18 protein-coding genes and 1 tRNA gene are annotated in these 22,654 nt (G+C 35.3%); 9 read left to right on the plus strand and 10 right to left on the minus strand.

The genetic code is table 11. From position 1 onward, the window contains the following. Positions 1-137: 137 nt before the first annotated feature. From Q0800_RS02800 to Q0800_RS02810, 3 genes are read left to right on the plus strand one after another with little or no spacing between them, the layout of a single operon-like run. Positions 138-3,089, plus strand: a complete 2,952-nt coding sequence (locus Q0800_RS02800; protein ID WP_299127431.1) for a GH92 family glycosyl hydrolase — start codon at positions 138-140, stop codon at positions 3,087-3,089. A 43-nt stretch (positions 3,090-3,132) separates the two neighbouring features. Beyond that, positions 3,133-4,803 carry an MFS transporter gene (locus Q0800_RS02805; protein WP_299127432.1) on the plus strand — a complete coding sequence of 557 codons (1,671 nt, stop codon included), beginning with the start codon at positions 3,133-3,135 and terminating at the stop codon, positions 4,801-4,803. Between the two features lie 57 nt (positions 4,804-4,860). Further along, entirely contained in the window at positions 4,861-5,874 is a 1,014-nt protein-coding gene (locus Q0800_RS02810; RefSeq protein WP_299127433.1) for a N(4)-(beta-N-acetylglucosaminyl)-L-asparaginase, read from the plus strand. Here Q0800_RS02810 and Q0800_RS02815 read toward each other — a convergent pair. Continuing rightward, positions 5,871-7,280, minus strand: coding sequence for an aldehyde dehydrogenase family protein (locus tag Q0800_RS02815; protein ID WP_299127434.1), 1,410 nt, complete (start codon positions 7,278-7,280; stop codon positions 5,871-5,873). The genes Q0800_RS02810 and Q0800_RS02815 overlap by 4 nt on opposite strands. Positions 7,281-7,550: 270 nt before the next feature. On the opposite strand from Q0800_RS02815, the gene Q0800_RS02820 reads away from it, so the two are divergent. Next, complete coding sequence (locus Q0800_RS02820; RefSeq protein ID WP_299127435.1) at positions 7,551-7,811, plus strand: hypothetical protein; 261 nt, start codon at positions 7,551-7,553, stop codon at positions 7,809-7,811. A 154-nt stretch (positions 7,812-7,965) separates the two neighbouring features. On the opposite strand, the gene Q0800_RS02825 is transcribed toward Q0800_RS02820, so the two are convergent. The 6 genes from Q0800_RS02825 to Q0800_RS02850 form a co-directional block, all read right to left on the minus strand. Further along, positions 7,966-8,039 (minus strand) — tRNA-Asp (locus Q0800_RS02825). 77 nt (positions 8,040-8,116) lie between these two features. Next, positions 8,117-9,046, minus strand: a complete 930-nt coding sequence (locus tag Q0800_RS02830) for a DUF58 domain-containing protein (RefSeq protein WP_299127436.1) — start codon at positions 9,044-9,046, stop codon at positions 8,117-8,119. Positions 9,047-9,221: 175 nt separating this feature from the next. Then, positions 9,222-9,539 carry a thioredoxin gene (gene trxA, locus Q0800_RS02835; protein WP_299127437.1) on the minus strand — a complete coding sequence of 106 codons (318 nt, stop codon included), beginning with the start codon at positions 9,537-9,539 and terminating at the stop codon, positions 9,222-9,224. A gap of 115 nt (positions 9,540-9,654) precedes the next feature. Then, positions 9,655-14,040, minus strand: coding sequence for a DNA polymerase III subunit alpha (gene dnaE / locus Q0800_RS02840; RefSeq protein ID WP_299127438.1), 4,386 nt, complete (start codon positions 14,038-14,040; stop codon positions 9,655-9,657). Between the two features lie 162 nt (positions 14,041-14,202). Continuing rightward, positions 14,203-14,652 (minus strand): PA2169 family four-helix-bundle protein, encoded by a 450-nt coding sequence (locus Q0800_RS02845; protein ID WP_299127439.1) that lies wholly within the window; start codon positions 14,650-14,652, stop codon positions 14,203-14,205. A gap of 193 nt (positions 14,653-14,845) precedes the next feature. Next, the gene (locus Q0800_RS02850; RefSeq protein WP_299127441.1) at positions 14,846-16,072 is read right to left on the minus strand and encodes a DUF6252 family protein; all 1,227 of its coding nucleotides are present in this window, start codon (positions 16,070-16,072) and stop codon (positions 14,846-14,848) included. Between the two features lie 250 nt (positions 16,073-16,322). On the opposite strand from Q0800_RS02850, the gene Q0800_RS02855 reads away from it, so the two are divergent. From Q0800_RS02855 to Q0800_RS02875, 5 genes are all read left to right on the plus strand, one after another. After that, a complete protein-coding gene (locus Q0800_RS02855) occupies positions 16,323-16,835 on the plus strand; it encodes a 30S ribosomal protein S16 (RefSeq protein WP_299127442.1) in 513 nt (170 codons plus the stop codon). A 149-nt stretch (positions 16,836-16,984) separates the two neighbouring features. Next, positions 16,985-17,518: a ribosome maturation factor RimM gene (gene rimM / locus Q0800_RS02860; RefSeq protein WP_299127443.1), complete on the plus strand. Its 534-nt coding sequence runs from the start codon at positions 16,985-16,987 to the stop codon at positions 17,516-17,518. Between the two features lie 31 nt (positions 17,519-17,549). After that, positions 17,550-18,263 carry a methyltransferase gene (locus Q0800_RS02865; protein ID WP_299127444.1) on the plus strand — a complete coding sequence of 238 codons (714 nt, stop codon included), beginning with the start codon at positions 17,550-17,552 and terminating at the stop codon, positions 18,261-18,263. A gap of 63 nt (positions 18,264-18,326) precedes the next feature. Beyond that, positions 18,327-19,505 carry an acyl-CoA dehydrogenase family protein gene (locus Q0800_RS02870; protein WP_299127446.1) on the plus strand — a complete coding sequence of 393 codons (1,179 nt, stop codon included), beginning with the start codon at positions 18,327-18,329 and terminating at the stop codon, positions 19,503-19,505. Between the two features lie 266 nt (positions 19,506-19,771). After that, entirely contained in the window at positions 19,772-20,668 is an 897-nt protein-coding gene (locus Q0800_RS02875; protein WP_299127448.1) for a metallophosphoesterase family protein, read from the plus strand. Between the two features lie 81 nt (positions 20,669-20,749). Here the strand turns inward: Q0800_RS02875 and Q0800_RS02880 are convergent, their stop codons facing one another. The 3 genes from Q0800_RS02880 to Q0800_RS02890 form a co-directional block, all read right to left on the minus strand. After that, the gene (locus tag Q0800_RS02880) at positions 20,750-21,082 is read right to left on the minus strand and encodes a 2Fe-2S iron-sulfur cluster-binding protein (RefSeq protein WP_299127450.1); all 333 of its coding nucleotides are present in this window, start codon (positions 21,080-21,082) and stop codon (positions 20,750-20,752) included. 53 nt (positions 21,083-21,135) lie between these two features. Further along, positions 21,136-22,197: an NAD(P)/FAD-dependent oxidoreductase gene (locus Q0800_RS02885; RefSeq protein ID WP_299127452.1), complete on the minus strand. Its 1,062-nt coding sequence runs from the start codon at positions 22,195-22,197 to the stop codon at positions 21,136-21,138. 183 nt (positions 22,198-22,380) lie between these two features. Beyond that, the gene (locus tag Q0800_RS02890; RefSeq protein WP_299127453.1) at positions 22,381-22,620 is read right to left on the minus strand and encodes a NifU family protein; all 240 of its coding nucleotides are present in this window, start codon (positions 22,618-22,620) and stop codon (positions 22,381-22,383) included. Positions 22,621-22,654 lie beyond the last annotated feature (34 nt).

Raw genomic sequence — 22,654 nt, forward strand, 5'->3', positions numbered from 1 at the left:
TTGCAACTCTATTATACTTACTAAATACAAGTTTGCTATGCATTGGTCATCTTATTGTGCAGAATAAAAATAATCTACAAAGGTCTTGTAATGCATTTTAGTATATTAGATGCATTAAAATTAGTAATCTTTTTTTGATGACTTCTAAACTATCCGCTGTTCTCATTAGCATTATCTTATGTTTTAGCTGCAATAAAACCTCTAAAACTAACAAAGCAAAAAAAGACCTACCACTTACTAGCTATGTCAATACCTTTATTGGAACAGGTGGCCATGGACATACCTATCCCGGTGCCACGCTACCCTATGGTATGATGCAGTTAAGCCCAGATACAAGATTAGACGGCTGGGACGGCTGCTCTGGCTATCATTATAGTGATAATTATATATATGGGTTTTCGCACACACACCTCAGCGGTACAGGAATTAGTGATTATGGTGACGTACTTTTAATGCCTACAAATACACATAACTTTAATAATGGCTCAGATGGTAAAAAAGGCTACAGGGCACATTTTAACCATGAAAACGAAACGTCAGAACCTGGTTATTATAAAGTACATTTAGACTCTATAAATATTGATGTAGAATTAACAGTGTCATTGCGAAGTGGACTTCATAAATATCAATTTCCATCAGCTGAAAATCAATTTGTGATTTTAGATTTGGTCCATCGCGATAAGGTTTTGGACGCTAAAATTGATAGAATCTCTGATACCGAAATTGTTGGTTATCGTCATTCTTCAGCTTGGGCAAAAGACCAAAGGCTATTCTTTGCCATAAAAACATCGCATCCGTTTGATGATATGTTGCAATCACCACCTGAAAATGGTAAACCTGGAGGCAGACGCTCATCCTTAAAATTTAATAACCCAAACAACGAGCCTCTTATTATAAAAATCGGGATTTCTGCTGTAGATATTGAAGGTGCACGCAAAAATTTAAATGCAGAAATTGGCAACAAAGATTTTGAAACTGTCAAGAACGAAGCACAATCCTATTGGGAAAAACAATTAGGAAAGATTACCATTGAAAGTACTACAACAACGCTCAGCACAGAAGATATAGACAAAAAAACCAATTTTTACACAGCACTATATCATACCATGTTAGCACCGCAACGTTATCAAGATGTTGATGGGCGTTATAGAGGTATGGACTTAGAGATTCACTATTCAGATTTTGACTATTACTCGGTATTTTCGCTTTGGGACACTTACAGAGCTGCGCATCCATTATATACCATAATTGAACAAGAACGAACCAACCACTTCATCAATACCTTTTTAGCAAAATATGATGAAGGTGGCATTTTGCCTATGTGGGATTTAGCAGGTAATTATACGGATTGTATGATTGGATATCATGCCGTATCAGTAATCGCTGATGCGTATTTAAAAGGCATAAGGGATTATGATGTAGAAAAAGCGTTTAAAGCGATGAAGCACTCGGCAACAAGAGATAAATTTGGGCTTAAAGCTTACAAAACCTATGGTTTTATTCCTGTGGATGAAGAAAGCGAATCCGTGTCTAAAACCTTAGAATATGCTTATGATGATTGGACGATTGCACAAATGGCAAAGCAAATGGGTAAATCCGAAGATTACAAAACCTATATTAAACGTGCTCAGCACTACAAAAATGTTTTTGATCCAGAATCTAAATTTATGAGAGGCCGTTTTAGAAATACCTGGTTTGTGCCTTTTGACCCTTACGAAGTTAACTTTAACTACACCGAAGCTAATGCATGGCAATACAGTTTCTATGCCCCTCAGGATGTTTCAGGATTTATAGATTTACTCGGTGGAAAAGATAATCTCGAAATTCAACTCGATAAATTATTTAATGCCAATACCGAAACCTCTGGTCGTAACCAATCCGATATCACAGGACTGATCGGTCAGTATGCTCATGGTAACGAGCCTAGTCATCACATAGCATATCTCTATAACTTTGTAAATAAGCCACACAAAACACAAGAAAAAGTACATCAAATACTAACAGAATTATACAAAAATGAGCCAAATGGCATATCAGGCAATGAAGACTGTGGGCAAATGAGTGCATGGTATGTACTAAGTGCAATGGGATTTTACCCTGTAACACCTGGCAGTAATACCTACATTATTGGAACACCACTTTTTGATAAAGTAACCATTAATCTTGAAAACAAAAATCAATTCAACATCTTGGCACATAATTTAAGCGACACCAATATCTATATTGACAACGTTAAACTAAACGGAAAAGATTTAGACGTCACTTATCTAAAACATGAAGCTATTATGGCTGGTGGAACGCTTGAATTTTATATGACAGACAAGCCAGCAATTTGGGGAAGCAAAACAGAACAAGAACCAAAAACAGAAATTAAACATCATAATATTTTACCATCACCCTATATAGAAAAAGGCGCTATTACCTTTAGAGAAAAAACCGAAGTTGTATTAAACTCTGCAGAGCAAGACGCTAAAATCTATTATGCTTTAGATAATGAAGACTTTAAATTATACGAAAAGCCAATTACTTTGCGTGAAGATGCTAATTTGAACTTATATTCAGAAAAAGAAGAATTAAAAAGCCCTATACTTACAACACCATTCTTTAAAATAGACCCAAACCTCAGTATAACCTTAGAAACAGACTATGCCAATCAATATTCTGCTGGTGGTAATGACGCACTAATAGATGGTATTAGAAGCACAAAAAACTATCGCACAGGCAGTTGGCAAGGCTATCATAATACAGATATGATTGCAACTGTAAACTTAGGATCAGTTAAAGAAATTTCAACAGTACAGGTGAACTTTTTACAAGACCAAGGCGCTTGGATTTTTTACCCAACCCAAGTGCAGTGTCTAGTCTCAAAAGACAATAAAACCTTTACAGCTTTACCATCTCAAAAGATAGACGCCTCAAAACAAAATAGTAATCTTGAAATTAAAACGACCGAATTTAAAATCCTTGATGGATCATACAAATATGTAAAAATAATTGCTAAAAAAATGGGTAAATTACCCAAATGGCACTTGGGCTATCCTTATAATGGACGTAGCTGGATTTTTGCAGACGAAATCTCTATTAAGTAAAACAAACAATAATATAAATAACACAGACTAACAACAAAAAATAATGAATAATCAAAACAACAAATCAGCTTTAGCTACCTTAGTTACAGTTTTCTTTTTCTGGGGATTTATTGCAGCCTCTAATGGCGTATTTATTCCTTTTTGCAAAACCTATTTTAATATTGACCAATTTCAATCACAGTTAGTAGATTTTGCCTTCTATGGTGCTTATTATTTTGGAGCACTTATGTTATTTATAATGTCTGGCTCATTAAAAAAGAACATTTTTAATAATTGGGGCTATAAGAATGGCATTATATATGGCTTACTGCTATCTGCAATTGGTGCTTTTGCTATGTATCCTGCAACTGCAGGTGCGGAGCAAGGACAAACTGGTGTGTTTTACTTAGTACTTATTGCATTGTTTATTGTTGGATTAGGATTTTCATTACAACAAACGGGAGCCAATCCTTTTGCTATTGCTTTGGGTGATCCTAAAACAGGTTCGCATCGTTTAAATTTAGCAGGTGGAGTTAATTCTTTTGGCACCACTATCGGACCCATTGTTGTTGGTTTAGTAATTTTTGGTTCCGCAACCCGAGGAACAGAAGAATTAGAAGCTATGATTGCTAATAATGAAATTACATTAGTTACTGTACAAGGATTATATCTTGGTGTTGGTGTTTTGTTTTTAATTGCAGCAGCACTTTTTCATTTTTCAAACAAACTACCTGCATTAAAATCAAACACAGCTTTTGAACCTGCTAATAAAGCCCGAAATTTATTAATCTTATTGAGTTCCGTAATTATTGGTTGTTTTGGATATATATTTAGCACCTATTCTGGAGAAGTAACAGCTTCAGAAGACTTAGAGCAAACACGTTTAATTCTATTATTTGTAGCACTTTTTGCAGTTGTTGCTACTGTATTTATTGCCTATTCTAATGCGTCTAAAAAACCACAAGGTTGGGGAGCCATGAAGTATCCTCAATTGGTTTTAGGCATGTTAGCCATATTTACGTATGTTGGTGTTGAAGTTGCTATAGGGAGTAATCTCGGAGAACTTTTAAAACAATCGGTTGGAGACACAGGCTTAAATAGACTTAATTTACCCGTATTAAATGATGCTAGTATAGCGCCATACGTCTCACTTTATTGGGGCGGATTAATGATTGGTCGTTGGGTTGGAGCCATTACTGTTTTTAATCCAAGTAAAGGTTTAAAAAAAGTTTTACTCATTGTTGTCCCTTACATTGCATTTGGAATTATCATTCTAGTAAACTCCATTAAATACAGTTTTTCTAGCAACGAAATTCTATTTTTTGCTATTTGTATTGCTGTTCAAATTTTAGGTTTCTTTTTAGCGAAAGATAAACCTGTTAAGACACTTAAGCTATTTAGTTTATTTGGTGTCATTGCTATTTTAATAGGCTTATTTGCATCAGGAAATGTGGCCTTATTTGCATTTATATCTGGTGGTTTATTCTGTTCTATTATGTGGCCTTGTATTTTCACCTTAAGTATTGCCGGTTTAGGTAAATACACATCACAAGGTTCAGGCTTTTTAGTTATGATGGTTTTAGGAGGCGCTATTATTCCGCCTGTACAAGGAAAATTAGCTGATGTTTTCAACATTCAATCATCTTATTGGATGGCCGTAGCCTGTTATGCTTATCTCCTATTTTATGCCTTCAGAACCAAAACCGTTTTAGATAAACAAGGTGTTGAATATTAATTAAGTCGAAGTCGAAATAAGATTCCTGTCTTTACGGAAATGACAAAATAGGGCGTTATGAATCGAAGAAAATTTATAAAAAATTCAGCACTAACTGGTGCAGGATTAGCAGTAGGCAATAGTTTAATCAGTTGTGAAGAGAAAGCATCTAAAACGAATGAAACGTCTGCAACGATAACTGAAAGCAATTCAAAAGCAAACTTACCTTTAGTTATTGCCACTTGGCACGTAAAAGAAGCCACAGCTAAAGCCATGGGAATTTTACAAGCTGGCGGAAATGCCCTAGATGCTGTTGAGCAAGGTTGTAGGATTGAGGAAGCCAATGAAAAAGGTCAATCCGTTGGTAAAGGTGGCTTACCAGACAGAGATGGTAATGTAACATTAGATGCCTGCATAATGGATAAACATGGTAATTGTGGTTCGGTGGTTTATCTTCAAAATATTACACATGCGGTTTCAGTGGCAAGAAAAGTAATGGAAGACACACCGCATGTAATGCTAGCTGGTGAAGGCGCAAAACAATTTGCAATTTCTAGTGGTTTTGAGCCAGAAGATTTATTAACCGAAGCTTCAAAAAACGCATGGAAAAAATGGAAAGTAGAGGCCAAATATAAACCCATTATAAATATTGAAAACCACGATACTATTGGTATGCTAGCCATTGATAAAAACGGAGATCTTTCTGGTGCCTGTACCACAAGTGGATTAGCCTATAAAATGGGAGGCCGTGTTGGTGATTCGCCCATAATTGGATCTGGTTTATTTGTAGATAATGAGATTGGTGCTTGTGTTGCTACTGGCTTAGGTGAAGAGGTGCTTAAAACCGTGGGCAGCTTCTTAGTAGTAGAATTAATGCGGCAAGGTAAATCCCCTCAACAGGCATGCGAAGAAGCAATTCTTAGAATCGTTAATAAACCCAACAGTAATTTTAAGGATTTTCAAGTAGGTTATATCGCTGTTAATAAACAAGGAGAAACTGGCAGTTATGCTATTCATCAGTGGTTTAGCATGACGAAATTTCAAGATGGAGTTAATGAACAAATTCAATCAAATTTTTATAATAAAGTCTAAAACCACTTTATTGTTGCTTTGGCTATTTTTTCTTTCAAACTTGTATATGGCGGAAACAGCAATTCTATAATGCCAAAGGTACGTTGCTTAACAATAGCACGCTTATTACTAAAAGCTTCAAAACCAAAAAACCCATGGCTTTTACCAATTCCGCTATTGTTTACACCTCCAAATGGTAAATTGTGGTTAGTGTAATGAATAATGTTATTATTAATACACGTACCACCTGCTCTGGTAGTCTCAATAATAGTGTTAACATTTACCTTGTTCTTACTGTAAATATATAAAGCTAAAGGTCGTTCCTTAGTATTTATATAATCAATGGCCTCTTTCAAAGTTTTATAGGTTACTATTGGTAATATAGGACCAAAAATTTCTTCATTTAATAATGATGCATCGTCTTTTAGATCTGAAACAATGGTTGGTTCTATGTATTTTAAATCTTCATCTAACTGACCTCCAACTTCAATATTGGCATTACCTTGTTTTGCATTATCTAAATGAGACTTTAAACGTTTAAAATGCTTAGAGGTCACAATTCTACCATAAGACTTAGAGTCTTTAGGGTGTTCTGTAAAGTAGTGTTTCAACCATTTTTTACAAGCCGAAATAAATAGAGATTTTATGGACTCATCTACTAAAGCATAATCTGGGCAAATACAAATTTGACCTGCATTTAGATATTTTCCCCAAACAATTTTCTTTGCTGCTCTATCAATATGAGCTGTTTTATCTATAACAACCGGAGATTTACCACCAAGCTCCAAAGTTACAGAAGCCAAATGTTGAGATGCCGCTTCCATTACAATCTTACCGACCTGAGGTGATCCCGTAAAAAATATATGATTAAATGGTAGCTTTAATAATTCAGTAGAGGTGTTTACCTCTCCTTGTACCAGAGCAACATGATTTTCTTTAAAAACTTCAGAAATCATTCTGGCCATTAATGCTGAAGAATGAGGTGTCATCTCAGATGGTTTTACTATCGCTGTGTTGCCCGCAGCTATAGCCGAAACTAAAGGCCCAAAAGTGAGATTAAAAGGAAAATTCCATGGTGATATAATTAAACAGACTCCTTTAGATTCAAATTTATAGTATGAACTAGAGCCTAGCATTGTAATAGGAGTTGCTACCTTTTGCTTTCGCATCCACTTATATAAATGTGTTTTTGCATATTTTATATCGCTTATAATAGCATAGATCTCTGTTAACTCAGATTCTAACTTTGGTTTTCCTAAGTCCTTATGTAAAGCATCCTTTATGTCACTTCTATACGTATGCTCAATTGCGTGCTGAAGTTTATTTAGAATACTAATTCTATAATAATAATCCGTTTTACCAATTATAAATTGATGCTTCTGTTGATTTTGAAATAATTCAAAGTATATATTATTGCTATAATCCATTGCTAAATTGGTGCTTTTGTATAGTTATATATGCATTTAAACGATAGTGTGTTCATAGGCCTTGTATTTCATCTTGTAATAAGACTATTATAACCATAAAAAGATGAGTTTTACTGTGCTATCTGCCTGTTTTATGTTATTCACCGATGTTTTTAGCTTACACATGTCAGTTATCTAATTATCGCCTTGTTTCGTCCAAAAGTTTCGCGTTAAATAAGTAAATCGATGTTTCTTTGACCCGAAGTTAAAACAAAAAATAATTTAACAGTCATGAAAAAAAGTTTAATCTTATTAGCATTCTTAACAATGTCTCTAGCAAGTTTTGCTCAGCAAGACGTTATCGCTAATAATACTACTGAACTTGTTGACATTGTTAAAGCAGAAAAGCCAGAAGCTAACAAAACAGTAATTTCTTCTCAAATAAAAGCGAAAGTTTTAAAACTAAACCATAAAAAGAGTAACGAAATTATTAGTATTAAGGCTTACAGAAAAAGTTTACAAATCAAAGTGAAGACTAAAAAGCTTTGCTAATTAATATTGCTATTAACCATTAAAAAAGCCGAAACAATTGTTTCGGCTTTTTTATTTCTATATAGTACTAAGAACGCTTCTGTTGTAATTCTATTAATCTATTTCAAAAGAATAATTCCACAAAAAAAGCTCCTCAAATTGAGAAGCTTTTAAGCGGTCTGGACGGGACTCGAACCCGCGACCCCCTGCGTGACAGGCAGATATTCTAACCAGCTGAACTACCAGACCGTTGCGTAATTGCGAGGGCAAATATACATTGCATTTTTAATTGTCACAAACAAAAATTGAAAAAAATAGAGAATAAATTACACAAATTTTTGGCGCTCTATCATATAGGTTGTGAGTATATGGTTAAATCCTGCGTTGATATCCGCTTCTACATATTTTATTCGGTATTGACCACACTTTATTCTTAAACTATTAAAGTAGTCTGCAACAGCTTTTTCATAGTTATCTTTAATGGTATCTGCATAGAGATTTATGTAGTCTCCCGTTTCAATATCAATAAAGCGCTTAGGTCTATTATCAAAATTAAATTTTAACTCTTTAGACTTATCAAAGACATGAAATAAAACAACCTCGTGCTTATTGTGTTTTAAATGACGAAGCGCTTCAAACATTTTGGCATCATCTTCGGAGGTCTGAAACATATCTGTGAATAAAAAAATTAAAGAGCGTCTATGAATCTTCTCAGCAATTTGGTGCAAATAATGGTACGTTTCTGTAGTTTTAGATTGAGATTTAGTAGCTACGGCTTCGCTTAATCTATTTAATAACATCTGGTGATGACGTTCACTACCTTTTTCTGGTGCATAAAAATCATAATCATCACTATAAATACTTAGGCCAACCGCATCGCGTTGCTTTTTTAGTATATGCATTAAGGAAGCACTGGCTAATGCAGAAAATGCTACTTTATTAAGATTATCAATTGTAGTACCCGAAGCTTCTGGATAATGCATAGATGTACTATTATCTAAAATAAGATGACAGCGCAAATTGGTTTCTTCATCGTAACGTTTAGTGTATAGTCTATCGGTTTTAGCATATAATTTCCAATCTATATGCTTTGTGCTTTCGCCTTGGTTGTAAATTTTATGCTCTGCAAACTCAGCAGAAAATCCATGAAATGGGCTTTTATGCATACCTGCAATAAAGCCTTCCACAACTTGTTTGGCTAATAACTCTAGGTTTTTAAAACCACCTGTTTTATTTAATTCTAATTGTAAATCCATAAGCCCATCCTAACCTTCCCAGAGAGAAGGAGTTAGCTATTAACTATCAAATATTAAATTCTTTAAAATGATTAGCTTAGTCCTAGAGGAACTTAAATCTCATTCCTATTTCGGCCAAACTAAAAAAGGTTTGCCGTATTGGCAAACCTTTTATCATTTCTTTTAGAGTAATATGCTATAAAAGTGCATCGATAGCCTCTGCGTAAGCATTTTTAGGCGCTACACCAACTTGGCGACCAACAACCTCTCCGTTTTGAAATACTAAAACTGTAGGTATGTTTCTTACTCCATATTTAGCAGCAAATTCTTGGTTAGCATCTACATCTATCTTACCAACCACAGCTTTACCTTCGTACTCAGAGCTAATCTCATCAATGATTGGACCCACCATACGGCATGGTCCACACCAAGCTGCCCAAAAGTCTACCATAACCGGTTTATCACTCTTTAATACTGTTTCTTCAAAAGTTGCATCTGTTATTTCTAGTGCCATAATATTTAATGTTTATTGTATTCTACCTTTAATTACACAAAATTAGTCAAAAAAAATGCCAAACCTTACAAATGCAGTATTTGATTTGGCTATGAGGTCATTGTTTAGGTTTATACTAATTCAGTTTATACCTAATATCTAACTCCTTGAGTTCATACAACAATTCTTGAGAGATTTTTACCTTTTGTTTGCGGCTTGGCATGGTTAATTTTAATTTTTCAGCATTATCATAAACTAAAAAATTCAAGGTATTATTTCCATCATGCATTCTAAACAAATCATTTAGGCTTATAATTTTGTCTTCTTCTAAATCATCGATGTTTAATTGAATAGATAGCTTTTTCGCATAGGTATCCATAACATCATGTAATAATTGAAAGCTGTTAAACTGAATCCTCGGATCTCCCTTTTTACCCGTATCTCTGTTTACCCAGCCTTCTTTTACAAAAGCTCTAACGTATACAAAGGAATTTACCACAAAAAAGTGCCTAAACTTTAGGTAATCTTCACCGAAGATTCTAAACTCAAAACTATCGGTATAATCTTCAATCGTAAATAATGCCCAACCTTTGCCTTGCTTACTAACACGGTGTTGCACATCAGTCACTACGCCTCCAAAAGTAATTTCTCTATTTACTATAGCTTCTAAATCATTAAATACAGAAATAGTACCATTGCAAAACGTTTTCATTTCTATCCTAAAATCATCTAACGGATGCCCAGAAATATAAATGCCTACCACTTCCTTTTCGCGAGATAACTTTTCCATAGTTCCCCAATCCTGGCATGGTGGTACTTGTGGTTCTGCGATTTGAACTTCACTAGCCTCACCAAACAAACTCACCTGAGAAGAATTTTCATTTTCTTGGTGTTTAGCACCATACTTAATAGCTTTTTCTAAAAATGTAATACCATCACCGTCGTGCGCAAAATATTGTGCACGATGTGTGTCTGTAAAACAATCAAAACCACCAGCATTGGCAAGTCCTTCAAAAGATTTTTTATTGGCAGCTCTTAAATCGATACGCTTGGCCAAATCAAAAATAGATTTGAAATTACCGTCTTCCTTTCTATTTTCTACGATGGTCTTTACCGCACCGTGACCTACTCCCTTAATTGCACCCATCCCAAAACGCACTGCGTTGTCTTTATTTACAGAGAACTTATAATAACTCTCGTTTACACTAGGCCCTAAAACTGGCAGGCGCATACGCTTACATTCTTCCATAAAGAAGGTGACCGATTTAATATCGTTCATATTATTAGACAGTACAGCAGCCATATATTCTGCCGGATAATGGGCTTTTAAATATGCTGTTTGGTAAGCAATCCAAGCATAACATGTAGAGTGCGATTTATTAAAGGCATAACTTGCAAAAGCCTCCCAATCCTTCCAAATTTTCTCTAGCTTTTCTTTATCCATGCCTTTTGCAGCAGCCTGTTCAATAAACTTTGGCTTCATCTTATCGAGTACAGCTTTCTGCTTTTTACCCATGGCTTTACGCAAAACATCAGCTTCACCTTTGGTAAAATCTGCTAGCTTCTGAGATAGTAACATCACTTGCTCTTGGTAAACGGTAATACCATAAGTTTCCTTAAGATATTCTTCCATTTCTGGTAAATCGTAGACAATCTCTTCTTTGCCATGTTTACGATTAATAAAACTTGGAATATATTCCATCGGTCCTGGACGGTACAATGCATTCATGGCTATTAAATCATCAAAAACCGTAGGTTTTAAATGTTTCATGTGTTTTTGCATACCAGGCGATTCGTATTGAAAAATCCCAACCGTTTCTCCTCTTTGGAATAAGGCATAAGTTTCCTCATCGTCTAACGGGAAATTCTCAGGATCTAACTCTTTATTATGCTTAGCTTTAACAATCTTAACCGTATCTTTAATTAAGGTTAAGGTCTTCAAACCCAAAAAATCCATCTTAAGCAGACCTGCACTTTCTACAACAGAGTTATCAAACTGCGTGACATATAAATCTGAATCCTTGGCAACCGAAACTGGAACATAATTGGTAATATCACCTGGTGTAATAATAACACCACAGGCATGAATCCCTGTATTCCTAACCGAGCCTTCTAATACTCTAGCTTGGTTAACGGTTTCTGCTTGCAAATCGGATCCATCTGAAATATTAAGCAGTTGATTTACTTTATCTAATTCTTCTGAGCGGAATTTACTTGCCAATTCCTTTTCGCTCTTACCAAAGATCTTTCCTAGCTTAGACATATTAGGAATAAGCTTTGCAATATGATCCGCTTCATTGAGTGGTAAATCTAAAACACGCGCTGTATCGCGTATTGAAGATTTTGCGGCCATAGTACCATAAGTTATAATTTGCGCTACTTGATTGGCACCATATTTATCGATAACGTATTGCATAACCCGACCACGACCTTCATCATCAAAATCGATATCAATATCTGGCATGCTCACACGATCTGGATTTAAGAAACGCTCAAAAAGTAAGTCGTACTTAATAGGATCTATATTGGTAATCCAAAGACAATAGGCAACTACCGAACCTGCCGCAGACCCACGACCAGGACCAACGGACACATCCATTTTTCGGGCTTCTCTAATAAAATCTTCTACAATGAGGAAGTAACCAGGATAACCTGTATTTTCAATAACACTTAGCTCAAAATCGAGGCGTTCTTTTATTTCTGGCGTTATTTCACCGTAGCGCTTTTTAGCACCTTCGTAAGTGAGGTGTTTTAAATAGGCGTTTTCGCCACGTTTGCCTCCATCGGCTTCATCTTCTTCAAACTTAAATTCATTTGGAATATCAAACGCAGGTAGTAATACATCTCGTGCTAATTCATAAGGTTCTATTTTATCGACAACCTCTTTTATATTTACAATAGCTTCAGGAATATCTCTAAACAAGGCTTTCATCTCTTCTGAGGATTTGAAATAATATTCCTGATTTGGCAAGCCATAACGATACCCTCGACCACGACCTATTGGTGTGGCTTGTTTTTCACCATCTTTTACGCACAGTAAAATATCGTGTGCATTGGCGTTTTCTTGTTCTACATAGTACGTATTGTTAGTGGCGACCAACTTAACATTATGTTTCTTTGCAAACTGAATTAAGACTTGGTTAACACGATTTTCATCTTCTTGGTTGTGTCGCATTACCTCCATATACAAATCATCACCAAAAGTGTCCTTCCACCAAAGTAAGGCTTCTTCAGCTTGGTTTTCACCTATATTCAACACTTTACTTGGTACTTCACCATAGAGGTTTCCTGTAAGGCAAATAAGATCTTCTTTGTATTGTTCTATGAGTTGCTTATCTATTCTAGGAACGTAGTAAAATCCATCCGTAAATGCTGCTGAAGATAGTTTTGCTAAGTTGTGGTAGCCTCTTTTGTTCTTGGCTAACAATACAATCTGGTAGCCATTATCTTTTCTGGTTTTATCTAAATGATTTTCACAAACAAAGAACTCACAGCCAATGATAGGTTTAATGAGTTTACCTTTTTTCTCTTCACCAGCTTGTTCAGCTTCGGTGTGTTGTGCTTTAATCTTTTTGTTATGATTGCCAACGGCACTTACAAAATGAAATGCACCCATCATATTTCCATGATCCGTTAATGCTACAGCTGGCATATCTTCTTTTGCAGCGGCTGCTACGAGATCTTTAATACTAATAGTGGATTGCAGAATAGAAAACTGCGAATGGTTATGCAAATGCACAAAATCTACCTCCGCTAATTGAGAAGCCACTTCTTTATTAGTCTCAGTAGGAACAACATCTACCTGCTCTTTCTGAAGGCGTTCATTAATCTTAGCACTCTCGCGCTTTAGATTAATATGCTTTAACCCTATAAGCCGAATGGTATCTGGATTGGCTTCTGAAAATTTCTGAAAATAATCTGGCTGAACATCGAGCTGTTCTTTTGTGTATTGCTGTTTTCTAATTAATTCGAAAAAGCAACGTGTGGTTGCTTCAACATCTGCTGTTGCGTTATGTGCCTCAGCAAAAGGTTCGCCGAATAAGTATTGATGCAACTCGGTAAGTGTAGGCAATTTGAATTTACCACCTCTACCACCAGGAATCTGACACAAACTAGCCGTATGCTCTGTACACGTATCTAAAACCGGTAATTCTTGTAACGGGTTTACAACATCTTCGCGCACAAACTCCGCACCCATGATATTTAAATCGAACTTTACATTTTGCCCAACAACAAATTTAGTTTTAGATAAGGCTTCATTGAATTTTTCTAAAACTTCAGCTAGTGGTACACCTTGCTCTTGAGCCAATTCGGTAGAAATACCATGAATTTTCTCTGCATCATAAGGAATATTAAAACCCTCTGGTTTTACCAAATAATCTTGATGTTCAATACAGTTCCCCATAGCATCATGCAATTGCCAAGCAATCTGAATACATCTTGGCCAGTTATCGGTATCTGTTATTGGTGCGTCCCAACGCTTTGGTAAACCTGTGGTTTCGGTATCGAATATTAAGTACATAAGCCTATCCCTAAATCCCTTTCCAAAAGAAAGGGACTTGTTTAAAAGTTAGCATATAAAATTACGTAGAATTTGCACTTTTTTAAAGTGAAGTTATAAACAGTTGTAAACAAAAAAACCATGCTCTCGCATGGTTTATAAGTTAACTTAATAATGGATATATTACGCCAATACTTCCTCATACATTCTTACGGAATTAATCGCTGCTTCGATTGAATTACGCTGTTCTCGCAATAAATTATTTAGTCTTGTCGGAAATTCGGAATTACTTAGTAACTCATTATATTCGCTCAAGCTTGCTTTTTCGCCTCGTATAGCCTCTTCAAGAATTGTTTCTTCATTATTAGAGGAAAATGTTGCTTTTAAAGACATCCAATTTCTGTGCATTAAGCCTTTAAAACTTCCTGAGTCTTCAGGAATTTCTCCATAGGTTAAAATCTCTGTTCTCAATTGGCGTGCAAATCTTGCTCTTTCCTCTGCTCTATTTTTGAAGAAATTTTTGACATTGATGTTGTCGATTTCCTTCATGGCGTTGATGTAGCCTTTTTCCGCATCATAATTTTTAATTAGTAATTCATTTAATTTGTCTGAAATAATTTTTTCGTACTTCATGTTTTCTTTTATCATTTAAATTTCAATACGCTTTTTTTAAGATGCCTATTGTTTCACATCTCCAACCAACATAATAGATAAATACAGTCATGTCAAGCATCTTAACATTTATCACATAAGTTTAACCCTTTTTAACAAAAAAGCGCTGCTCTTACGAGTAACGCTTCCCATTTTTTTAAGATTAATTTCACATTTATCCTTGGAGATAATCAGGTATGCCATCGCCATCTGTATCTACAGCATCCTCAGGATTACCATCACCATTAGGGTCTGCATTTTCGTTTATGGTTAAGATACCATCTCCATCGTCATCATTATCTAAATAATCTACAGCACCATCACCATCAGTATCTATAGGATTACCATTTTCATCTTGGGCTTCAAATTGTGTTAAGATACCATCTCCATCATCATCATTATCTAAATAATTTGGTGTACCATCGTCATCCGTATCGTCATCATCTAAATTTCCTTCAGGATCACCATTAAAATTTTCAAACACATTTGGTACTCCATCACTATCTGAATCTAGGCAGTTTAAACTGTTTATTTCTGTTTGAACACTTCCATCCTCGTCACCACAAAATTGTATTTGTTCTTGTAAATACAATTGGTATTGCGCACAAAGCACAAAATAATTACCTATAGTTGCTGCGTTATATTGCGTTTCAGCCTCTACACGGTTAGCAGTGGCTTGCTCGCAACTCAATTGGCATTCTCCTAAAGCATCAATGGCGTCTTGGATTGTCCTATCCGTATCACCACAGTAATTTCGCTGCTCGTTTAAAGCTAAAATGTAAGCGTTACAAGCATTCGAAAAAGCATCACTATCTATAAAATCTAAGCTAGGATCAAAGGTTGCTGTGTACGCCTCCAAAGCTGTTACAGCTTCAATTTCTTTATCGGTACAGGTTATTGGGTCTGCAGGAATAGTTCCAGAAATTAATGGCACTTTAAAAAATATCCCATTTGTAAATCCTACCGAATTTTCACCTGAAGCATCAAATGCTAAAAATCTAAATGTACCTGTAAAAGATCCATTGGTGATATCAATTTCATCTATATTTATTTCACCGAATTCTGGATTAACGGGATTGGCAGGATCTGTATTAAGTTGTGGATTGTTAACCGTTGAAAATAACACTCCAAAACCGCTTTCGTAATTTGCCTTTATAGTACTTACATCACCAACAACAAAAGTGCCCTCCGTAACCGAAGGGACTATAAGATTAATTGTCTCACCACTTGCTGTTCCTGATATGGTTAAAAACCCATTAGAATCAATACTAGCAGAAAAACCACTTGCGCGCCAAAGCCTATTTTCTCGATCCGCTTGAAATGCTGGAGAATTAAATTCAACGTTATCTCCACAATTAAAGATTAACAACATGGTAAACGCTAGAAGGGTAAATTTTTTCATGGTAAAATTTTAATTCATCAATGATCCAAATATAGCAAAACGAGTGATTAAACCTATAATATTTTTTTACAGTTGGGTTATACTGTAAATGTTTATTTAGTATTACATTTATCACTTTATCTAAACTGCATAAAGTCATTGAATTTTAAAAAAATATGCTATATTTGCGCCCGCCTTATCAACATACAATAAATATGTTTGATAGGTTCTCATTAATAACAGAGGTCGAGAACCTCACTAATTAATTATTATGCCTGTAAAAATTAGATTACAAAGACACGGTAAAAAAGGAAAACCTTATTACTGGATCGTAGCCGCGGATTCTCGCGCTAAAAGAGATGGTAAATACTTAGAAAAACTAGGTGCTTACAATCCAAACACAAACCCAGCAACAGTAGAATTAGATGTTGATGGTGCTGTAAAGTGGTTACAAAACGGTGCTCAACCAACAGACACTGCTAGAGCCATTTTATCGTATAAAGGAGCTATGCTAAAGAAACATTTAGCTGGTGGTGTAAGCAAAGGTGCTTTAACCGAAGAGCAAGCAGAAGCTAAATTTAATGCTTGGTTAGAAGAAAAAACAGCTAAAATACAAGCTAAAACTGATGGTCTATCTAAAGCAGATGCTGACGCAAAAGCTAAAGCTTTAGAAGCTGAAAAGGCTGTTAACGAAGCTCGTATTGCTGCAGCTGCACCAGTTGTTGAAGAAGAAGTAGCAGAAAATGTTGCGTCTGAAGATACAACAGCTAACGAAGAAGAGTAAAAAATTAATTTTTATACTTTTAAACCCTGACGTTAACCGTCAGGGTTTTTTATTATTATAACTAACACATTAAGCGTAGTGGAGATGTTTTATAAAATATGATGCTGTCATAGAATTCTACTACGATAAAACTAAAGGAAGAGTCCATTTTGAAGAAAGAAGATTGTTTTTACTTAGGTAAGATTGTAAAGAAATACAGTTTTAAAGGTGAAGTCCTTGCCAAACTAGACACAGATGAGCCTGGATTGTACGAAAATTTAGATGCTATTTTTATAGATCTAAGAGGTAACTTAGTGCCTTTTTTTATTGCATCTTCACAATTACACAAATCGGACTTATTACGCTTAAAGTTTGAAGATGTAAATACAGAAGCTGATGCCGACAGCCTCATAAAATCAGAGTTGTATTTGCCATTAGATTTATTACCGAAGCTAGAAGGTGATAAATTCTACTTCCATGAGGTAATCGGCTTTAAAATTAAAGATGAAAATTTTGGAGAAGTTGGTATTATAAAAGGTATTAATGATTCTACTGCGCAAGCACTTTTTGAAATTGACAGAAATGGAATTGAGATTCTTATTCCTATGAATGATGAGTTTATAGTTAAGGTAGACAGAGATAACAAAAATATAGTAGTTAGTACACCTGAAGGGTTGATTGATTTATATATAAGCCCATCCTAAATGCTTCCCAGAGGGAAGGACTTTCAAGCCAATGGAAAAACCTTTTCAATTCAAAAAATTTACAATAGAACAAGATCGATGTGCCATGAAAGTAGGCACTGATGGTGTTTTACTTGGCGCTTGGACTTCTGTTAAAAATAATCCTTTTTCAATTTTAGACATTGGGTCAGGCACAGGGATTTTAGCATTAATGCTTGCGCAACGAAGTGGTGCAGAACTCATTGAAGCTATAGAAATTGATGCTAATGCGTATGAACAGTGTGTTGGAAATTTTGAAAATTCGCCATGGAACGATCGTTTGTTCTGTTACCACGCTTCACTTTTAGAGTTTGTAGACGATGTTGATGATACCTTTGATTTAATTATCTGCAACCCGCCATTTTATTTTGAAGATTATAAATCTAATATTAAATCTCGGGATTTAGCACGTTTTAATGATGCTATGCCGTTTAAACATATTATTTATGCCGTTGCAAAATTACTTTCAAAAGAAGGTTTATTTTCTATTATTATTCCTAAAAAAGAAGAATTAAATCTTATACAATTAGCGGCTTCTGTTAAAATATTCCCTAGCCGTATTCTCAATGTAAAAGGGAATTCAAATACTAAAATAAAACGATGTTTAATAGAATTTACCTTCCATAACGTCGCTGTAAAAATTTCAGAGTTAGTGATTGAAACAGATCGTCATAATTACACTGAAGATTATATTAACCTTACCAAAGCATTCTATCTGAATATGTAAAACTGTTTTTTGTCAATGAAATCGTTTTCGTTACCTTTGATTTACAATTGATAATCATGAAAAATGAAGCCAGATTTATTTGAAGCACCAGACTATTATAATATAGACGATCTTCTTACCGAAGAACATAAACTGATACGAGCTTCTGCTAGAGAATGGGTTAAAAGAGATATATCCCCCATTATTGAAGACTATGCACAGAAAGCAGAATTCCCAAAACAGATTATTAAAGGATTAGCAGAAATTGGTGCTTTTGGACCTTACATTCCTGAAGAATATGGTGGAGCCGGACTAGACCAAATTTCTTATGGCTTAATAATGCAAGAAATTGAGCGTGGAGATTCTGGTGTAAGAAGTACAGCATCGGTACAATCATCTTTAGTGATGTATCCTATATGGAAATATGGTACCGAAGAACAACGCCATAAATACTTACCAAAATTAGCTTCTGGAGAATGGATGGGTTCATTTGGTTTAACCGAGCCAGACCATGGAAGTAACCCTGGTGGTATGACCACAAACTATAAAGACATGGGAGACCATTATCTTTTAAATGGTGCTAAATTATGGATTAGTAATTCACCATTTTGCAACGTGGCTGTAGTTTGGGCTAAAAACGAAGAAGGTCGTATCCATGGCTTAATTATTGAGCGTGGTATGGAAGGTTTTTCCACACCAGAAACACATAACAAATGGTCCTTAAGAGCCTCTGCCACAGGTGAGTTAATTTTTGATAATGTAAAAGTGCCAAAAGAAAATCTACTGCCAAATAAAACTGGTTTAGGTGCTCCACTTGGATGTTTAGATTCTGCACGTTACGGTATTGCTTGGGGTGCTATAGGTGCCGCAATGGATTGTTACGATACTGCATTAAGATATTCTAAAGAACGTATACAATTTGGTAAGCCAATTGGCGCGTTTCAACTACAGCAAAAGAAACTTGCGGAGATGATTACAGAAATAACCAAAGCGCAATTATTAGCATTTAGATTAGGACAGCTTAAAAATGATGATAAAGCAACATCTGCTCAGATTTCTATGGCCAAACGTAACAATGTAGACATGGCAATTAAAATTGCTAGAGAAGCTAGACAAATGTTAGGAGGCATGGGTATTACAGGCGAATATAGCATTATGAGACACATGATGAATCTTGAGAGTGTTATTACCTATGAAGGTACACACGATATTCATTTATTAATTACAGGATTAGATATCACCGGCTTTAATGCTTTTAAATAAAATTCTTGCGGAAGCGGGAATCTTATAATTACGATCGATAATCATTATTATAAATTAAAATCAACTACTAGTGGCTCTCTAAAAAGTATTATTTTCTGTCATTTAGAGCGTAGTCGAAAAATCTAAAATTTTGATTTTAAAGGCATTTCTACTGCTTTGCAGTGTACTTTCAATCAAAGCATACTTTGCTTTCAACCAATGCTCAATGTGACAAATTTCAGTTTTACTGACTTTTTAGATAGCATCCTTTTGTTTACATTTACTTTATGTCATCAAAATCTAGATTAGATCGCGCCTACAAAACTGCTAAACGTATTCCGTTTGATGACACTTCCAAATTCATCTTATTCAGCGATTGCCATCGTGGTGATAATAGTTTTGCTGATGATTTTGCTAACAACCGTAACATCTATTTTCATGCTTTAAAGCATTATTACACCGAAGGATTTAGTTATTGCGAACTTGGTGATGGTGACGAATTATGGGAGAATCTATCGTTTGCATCCATACTAAACGCTCACAAAAATGTATATCTTCTTATGAAACAATTTCATGAAGAGGATCGATTACATATGATATGGGGAAATCATGACATGGTTTACAGAGACCCTCATTACGTAGATAAGCACTTATCAACCTACTTTGATCCAAAGACAGGTGAAAATGTTGAATTGTTTTGTGATATTCAATATCATGAAGGCATGGTTTTAAAACACTCAGAAACTGGCCAAGAACTGTTTTTATGCCACGGTCACCAAGCCGATTGGTGGAATTATATTTTCTGGAAGTGGAGTCGATTTTTGGTTAGAATACTTTGGAAACCTTTAAATGTTATGGGTATTGCTGACCCTACGAGTCCAGCTAAAAATTATACTGAACTCATAAAAGTAGAACGTAGAACAAAAAAATGGATTACCGAAAATGACAATATAATTACGGTTACTGGTCACACGCATAGACCACGTTTTCCTGAGCCTGGTGCTATTGCATTTTTTAATGATGGGAGTTGTGTACATCCGAGAAGTATAACAGGAATTGAAATTAAAGACGGCAAAATATCTTTAATAAAATGGCAGATTGTAACTACTGACGATGGTACTTTAAAAATTGATCGCTTTTTGTTGGAAGGACCTACTCCTTTGATGGATTATAAGACTGAGTAACTTATGGATGTCATTCCGAAATGAGAAACGATTGAGGAGTCTCACTATTAGATTCTTCGCTACGCTCTGAATGACATCAAATCAACTCTCTGGTGCGAGTTCAACCTCTAAACCTTCCATTGCTGGAGTCATTTGTATCTGGCAACCCAAGCGCGAATTATCCTTTACATAAAAAGCTTCCGAAAGCATAGCTTCTTCATCATCTTGCATTTCTGGTAATTGCGTGTCGCTTAATACATAACATTGGCAAGACGCACACATGGCCATACCACCGCAAACACCAATAGTACCTTCTGGTGCAAGCTCATAAGAACGAACCACTTCCATTAGATTCATTGCCATATTCGTTGGTGCTTCTACTTTATGAGTTACACCATCTCTATCTATTATTTTTATGTTTATGTCTGTTTCCATATTTTAAGATGCTTCGACAAGCTCGGCATAATAACCCATTGAAATAATTCTACTTACTGAATTGCTTTCACAACTGCCTTTGGCGCTTCCTTACGTGTACCGTCAAATCCATCTACACCACTAACAGTTGTGTATTTTAAAACGTAACGCTTCCCTGGATTTATTATCTGATAAGCCGCTTGGCACATTAAAGTCGCTTCATGGAAACCACACAATATTAATTTTAATTTACCTGGATAGGTGTTACCATCTCCAATAGCAAAAATACCAGGAATATTGGTCTGATAATCTAAGGCATTATTAACTTTAATAGCATTCTTTTCAATCTCTAGTCCCCAATTTGCGATAGGACCAAGTTTAGGAGATAATCCGAAGAGTGGCACAAAATGATCACAGTTTATTCTAAACTCTCTTTCTTCAGGTTTTAATTGCTTAACTACTATAAATTCTACCTTACTATGACCATTAATACCAATGACTTCTGCAGGTGTTATTAAATTAATCTTTCGGGCAGTTTTTAAGGCTTGTACTTTTTCCACTGAATCTAAATGCCCTCTAAATTCGTTTCTTCTGTGGATTAATGTTACCTCCGAAGCTACGTCACTTAAAAAAATACTCCAATCTAGTGCAGAATCTCCTCCACCTGCTATCACCACTTTTTTATTGCGATAAAACTCAGGTTCTTTTATCATATACTCCACACCCTTATCCTCGTAATCAGCAATATTATGAATTAAAGGTTTTCTTGGCTCAAAACTACCTAAGCCGCTGGCTATTGCAACAACTGGTGCATGGTGTTTGGTGCCTTTATTGGTGGTTACAATAAATGTTCCATCGTCTTGCTTATCTATAGTTTCTGCACGTTCACCAAGGGTAAATCCTGGCTCAAACTGCTTAGACTGCTCAAGTAATTTATCTGTTAAATCTCCTGCTAATATTTCGGGATATGCTGGTATATCGTAAATAGGTTTTTTAGGGTAAATCTCAGAGCACTGTCCACCAGGTTGTGGTAAAGCATCTATAAGGTGGCACTTTAATTTTAATAGTCCTGCTTCAAAAACGGTAAAAAGGCCTGTTGGTCCGGCACCTATTATAAGTATATCTGTTTTAATCATTTTATTCCTGCGAAGGCAGGAATCGCATGATTGCTACCTTGTATTTTTATTATTAAAACCTACAAGGTTTTAGTGCTTCGACTTCGCTCAGCAACCAAACTCGTAGGTTGTTTTATTTAATATGCTATTAAACACAAAATTACTAATGCATTTCAAATTAAAATGCTACAAATGACACATTCTTTATTCTACATTAACAACACGCTCTATCTGTGGCGCATACTTTTTAATCGTCATCTCAACACCAGATTTTAAAGTCATCTGATTAACACTACACGATGTACATGCTCCTACGAGTTGTACTTTTACTAATTTACCATCATCAATAGATAATAGATTAATATCGCCACCATCACTCTGTAAAAATGGACGGATTTCATCGAGTGCTTTTTCTACGTTTAATTTAAGTTCTTCTGAGCTCATTTACTTTTTAGCCTTACCCTAACCCTTTCCAAAG

Origin of the sequence: uncultured Winogradskyella sp., assembly GCF_937958655.1 — a bacterium.
Lineage (GTDB): Bacteria > Bacteroidota > Bacteroidia > Flavobacteriales > Flavobacteriaceae > Winogradskyella.

Bases quoted from the DNA above. Each gene is read 5' to 3' on its own strand.
- Q0800_RS02880 (WP_299127450.1), bottom strand. From the start codon at position 21,082: ATGGAAACAGACATAAACATAAAAATAATAGATAGAGATGGTGTAACT.
- Q0800_RS02885 (WP_299127452.1), bottom strand. From the start codon at position 22,197: ATGATTAAAACAGATATACTTATAATAGGTGCCGGACCAACAGGCCTT.
- Q0800_RS02805 (WP_299127432.1), top strand. From the start codon at position 3,133: ATGAATAATCAAAACAACAAATCAGCTTTAGCTACCTTAGTTACAGTT.
- Q0800_RS02890 (WP_299127453.1), bottom strand. From the start codon at position 22,620: ATGAGCTCAGAAGAACTTAAATTAAACGTAGAAAAAGCACTCGATGAA.
- Q0800_RS02830 (WP_299127436.1), bottom strand. From the start codon at position 9,046: ATGGATTTACAATTAGAATTAAATAAAACAGGTGGTTTTAAAAACCTA.
- Q0800_RS02850 (WP_299127441.1), bottom strand. From the start codon at position 16,072: ATGAAAAAATTTACCCTTCTAGCGTTTACCATGTTGTTAATCTTTAAT.
- dnaE (WP_299127438.1), bottom strand. From the start codon at position 14,040: ATGTACTTAATATTCGATACCGAAACCACAGGTTTACCAAAGCGTTGG.
- Q0800_RS02855 (WP_299127442.1), top strand. From the start codon at position 16,323: ATGCCTGTAAAAATTAGATTACAAAGACACGGTAAAAAAGGAAAACCT.
- Q0800_RS02820 (WP_299127435.1), top strand. From the start codon at position 7,551: ATGAAAAAAAGTTTAATCTTATTAGCATTCTTAACAATGTCTCTAGCA.
- Q0800_RS02815 (WP_299127434.1), bottom strand. From the start codon at position 7,280: ATGGATTATAGCAATAATATATACTTTGAATTATTTCAAAATCAACAG.
- Q0800_RS02845 (WP_299127439.1), bottom strand. From the start codon at position 14,652: ATGAAGTACGAAAAAATTATTTCAGACAAATTAAATGAATTACTAATT.
- Q0800_RS02865 (WP_299127444.1), top strand. From the start codon at position 17,550: ATGGAAAAACCTTTTCAATTCAAAAAATTTACAATAGAACAAGATCGA.
- Q0800_RS02810 (WP_299127433.1), top strand. From the start codon at position 4,861: ATGAATCGAAGAAAATTTATAAAAAATTCAGCACTAACTGGTGCAGGA.
- Q0800_RS02870 (WP_299127446.1), top strand. From the start codon at position 18,327: ATGAAGCCAGATTTATTTGAAGCACCAGACTATTATAATATAGACGAT.
- Q0800_RS02800 (WP_299127431.1), top strand. From the start codon at position 138: ATGACTTCTAAACTATCCGCTGTTCTCATTAGCATTATCTTATGTTTT.
- Q0800_RS02875 (WP_299127448.1), top strand. From the start codon at position 19,772: ATGTCATCAAAATCTAGATTAGATCGCGCCTACAAAACTGCTAAACGT.
- trxA (WP_299127437.1), bottom strand. From the start codon at position 9,539: ATGGCACTAGAAATAACAGATGCAACTTTTGAAGAAACAGTATTAAAG.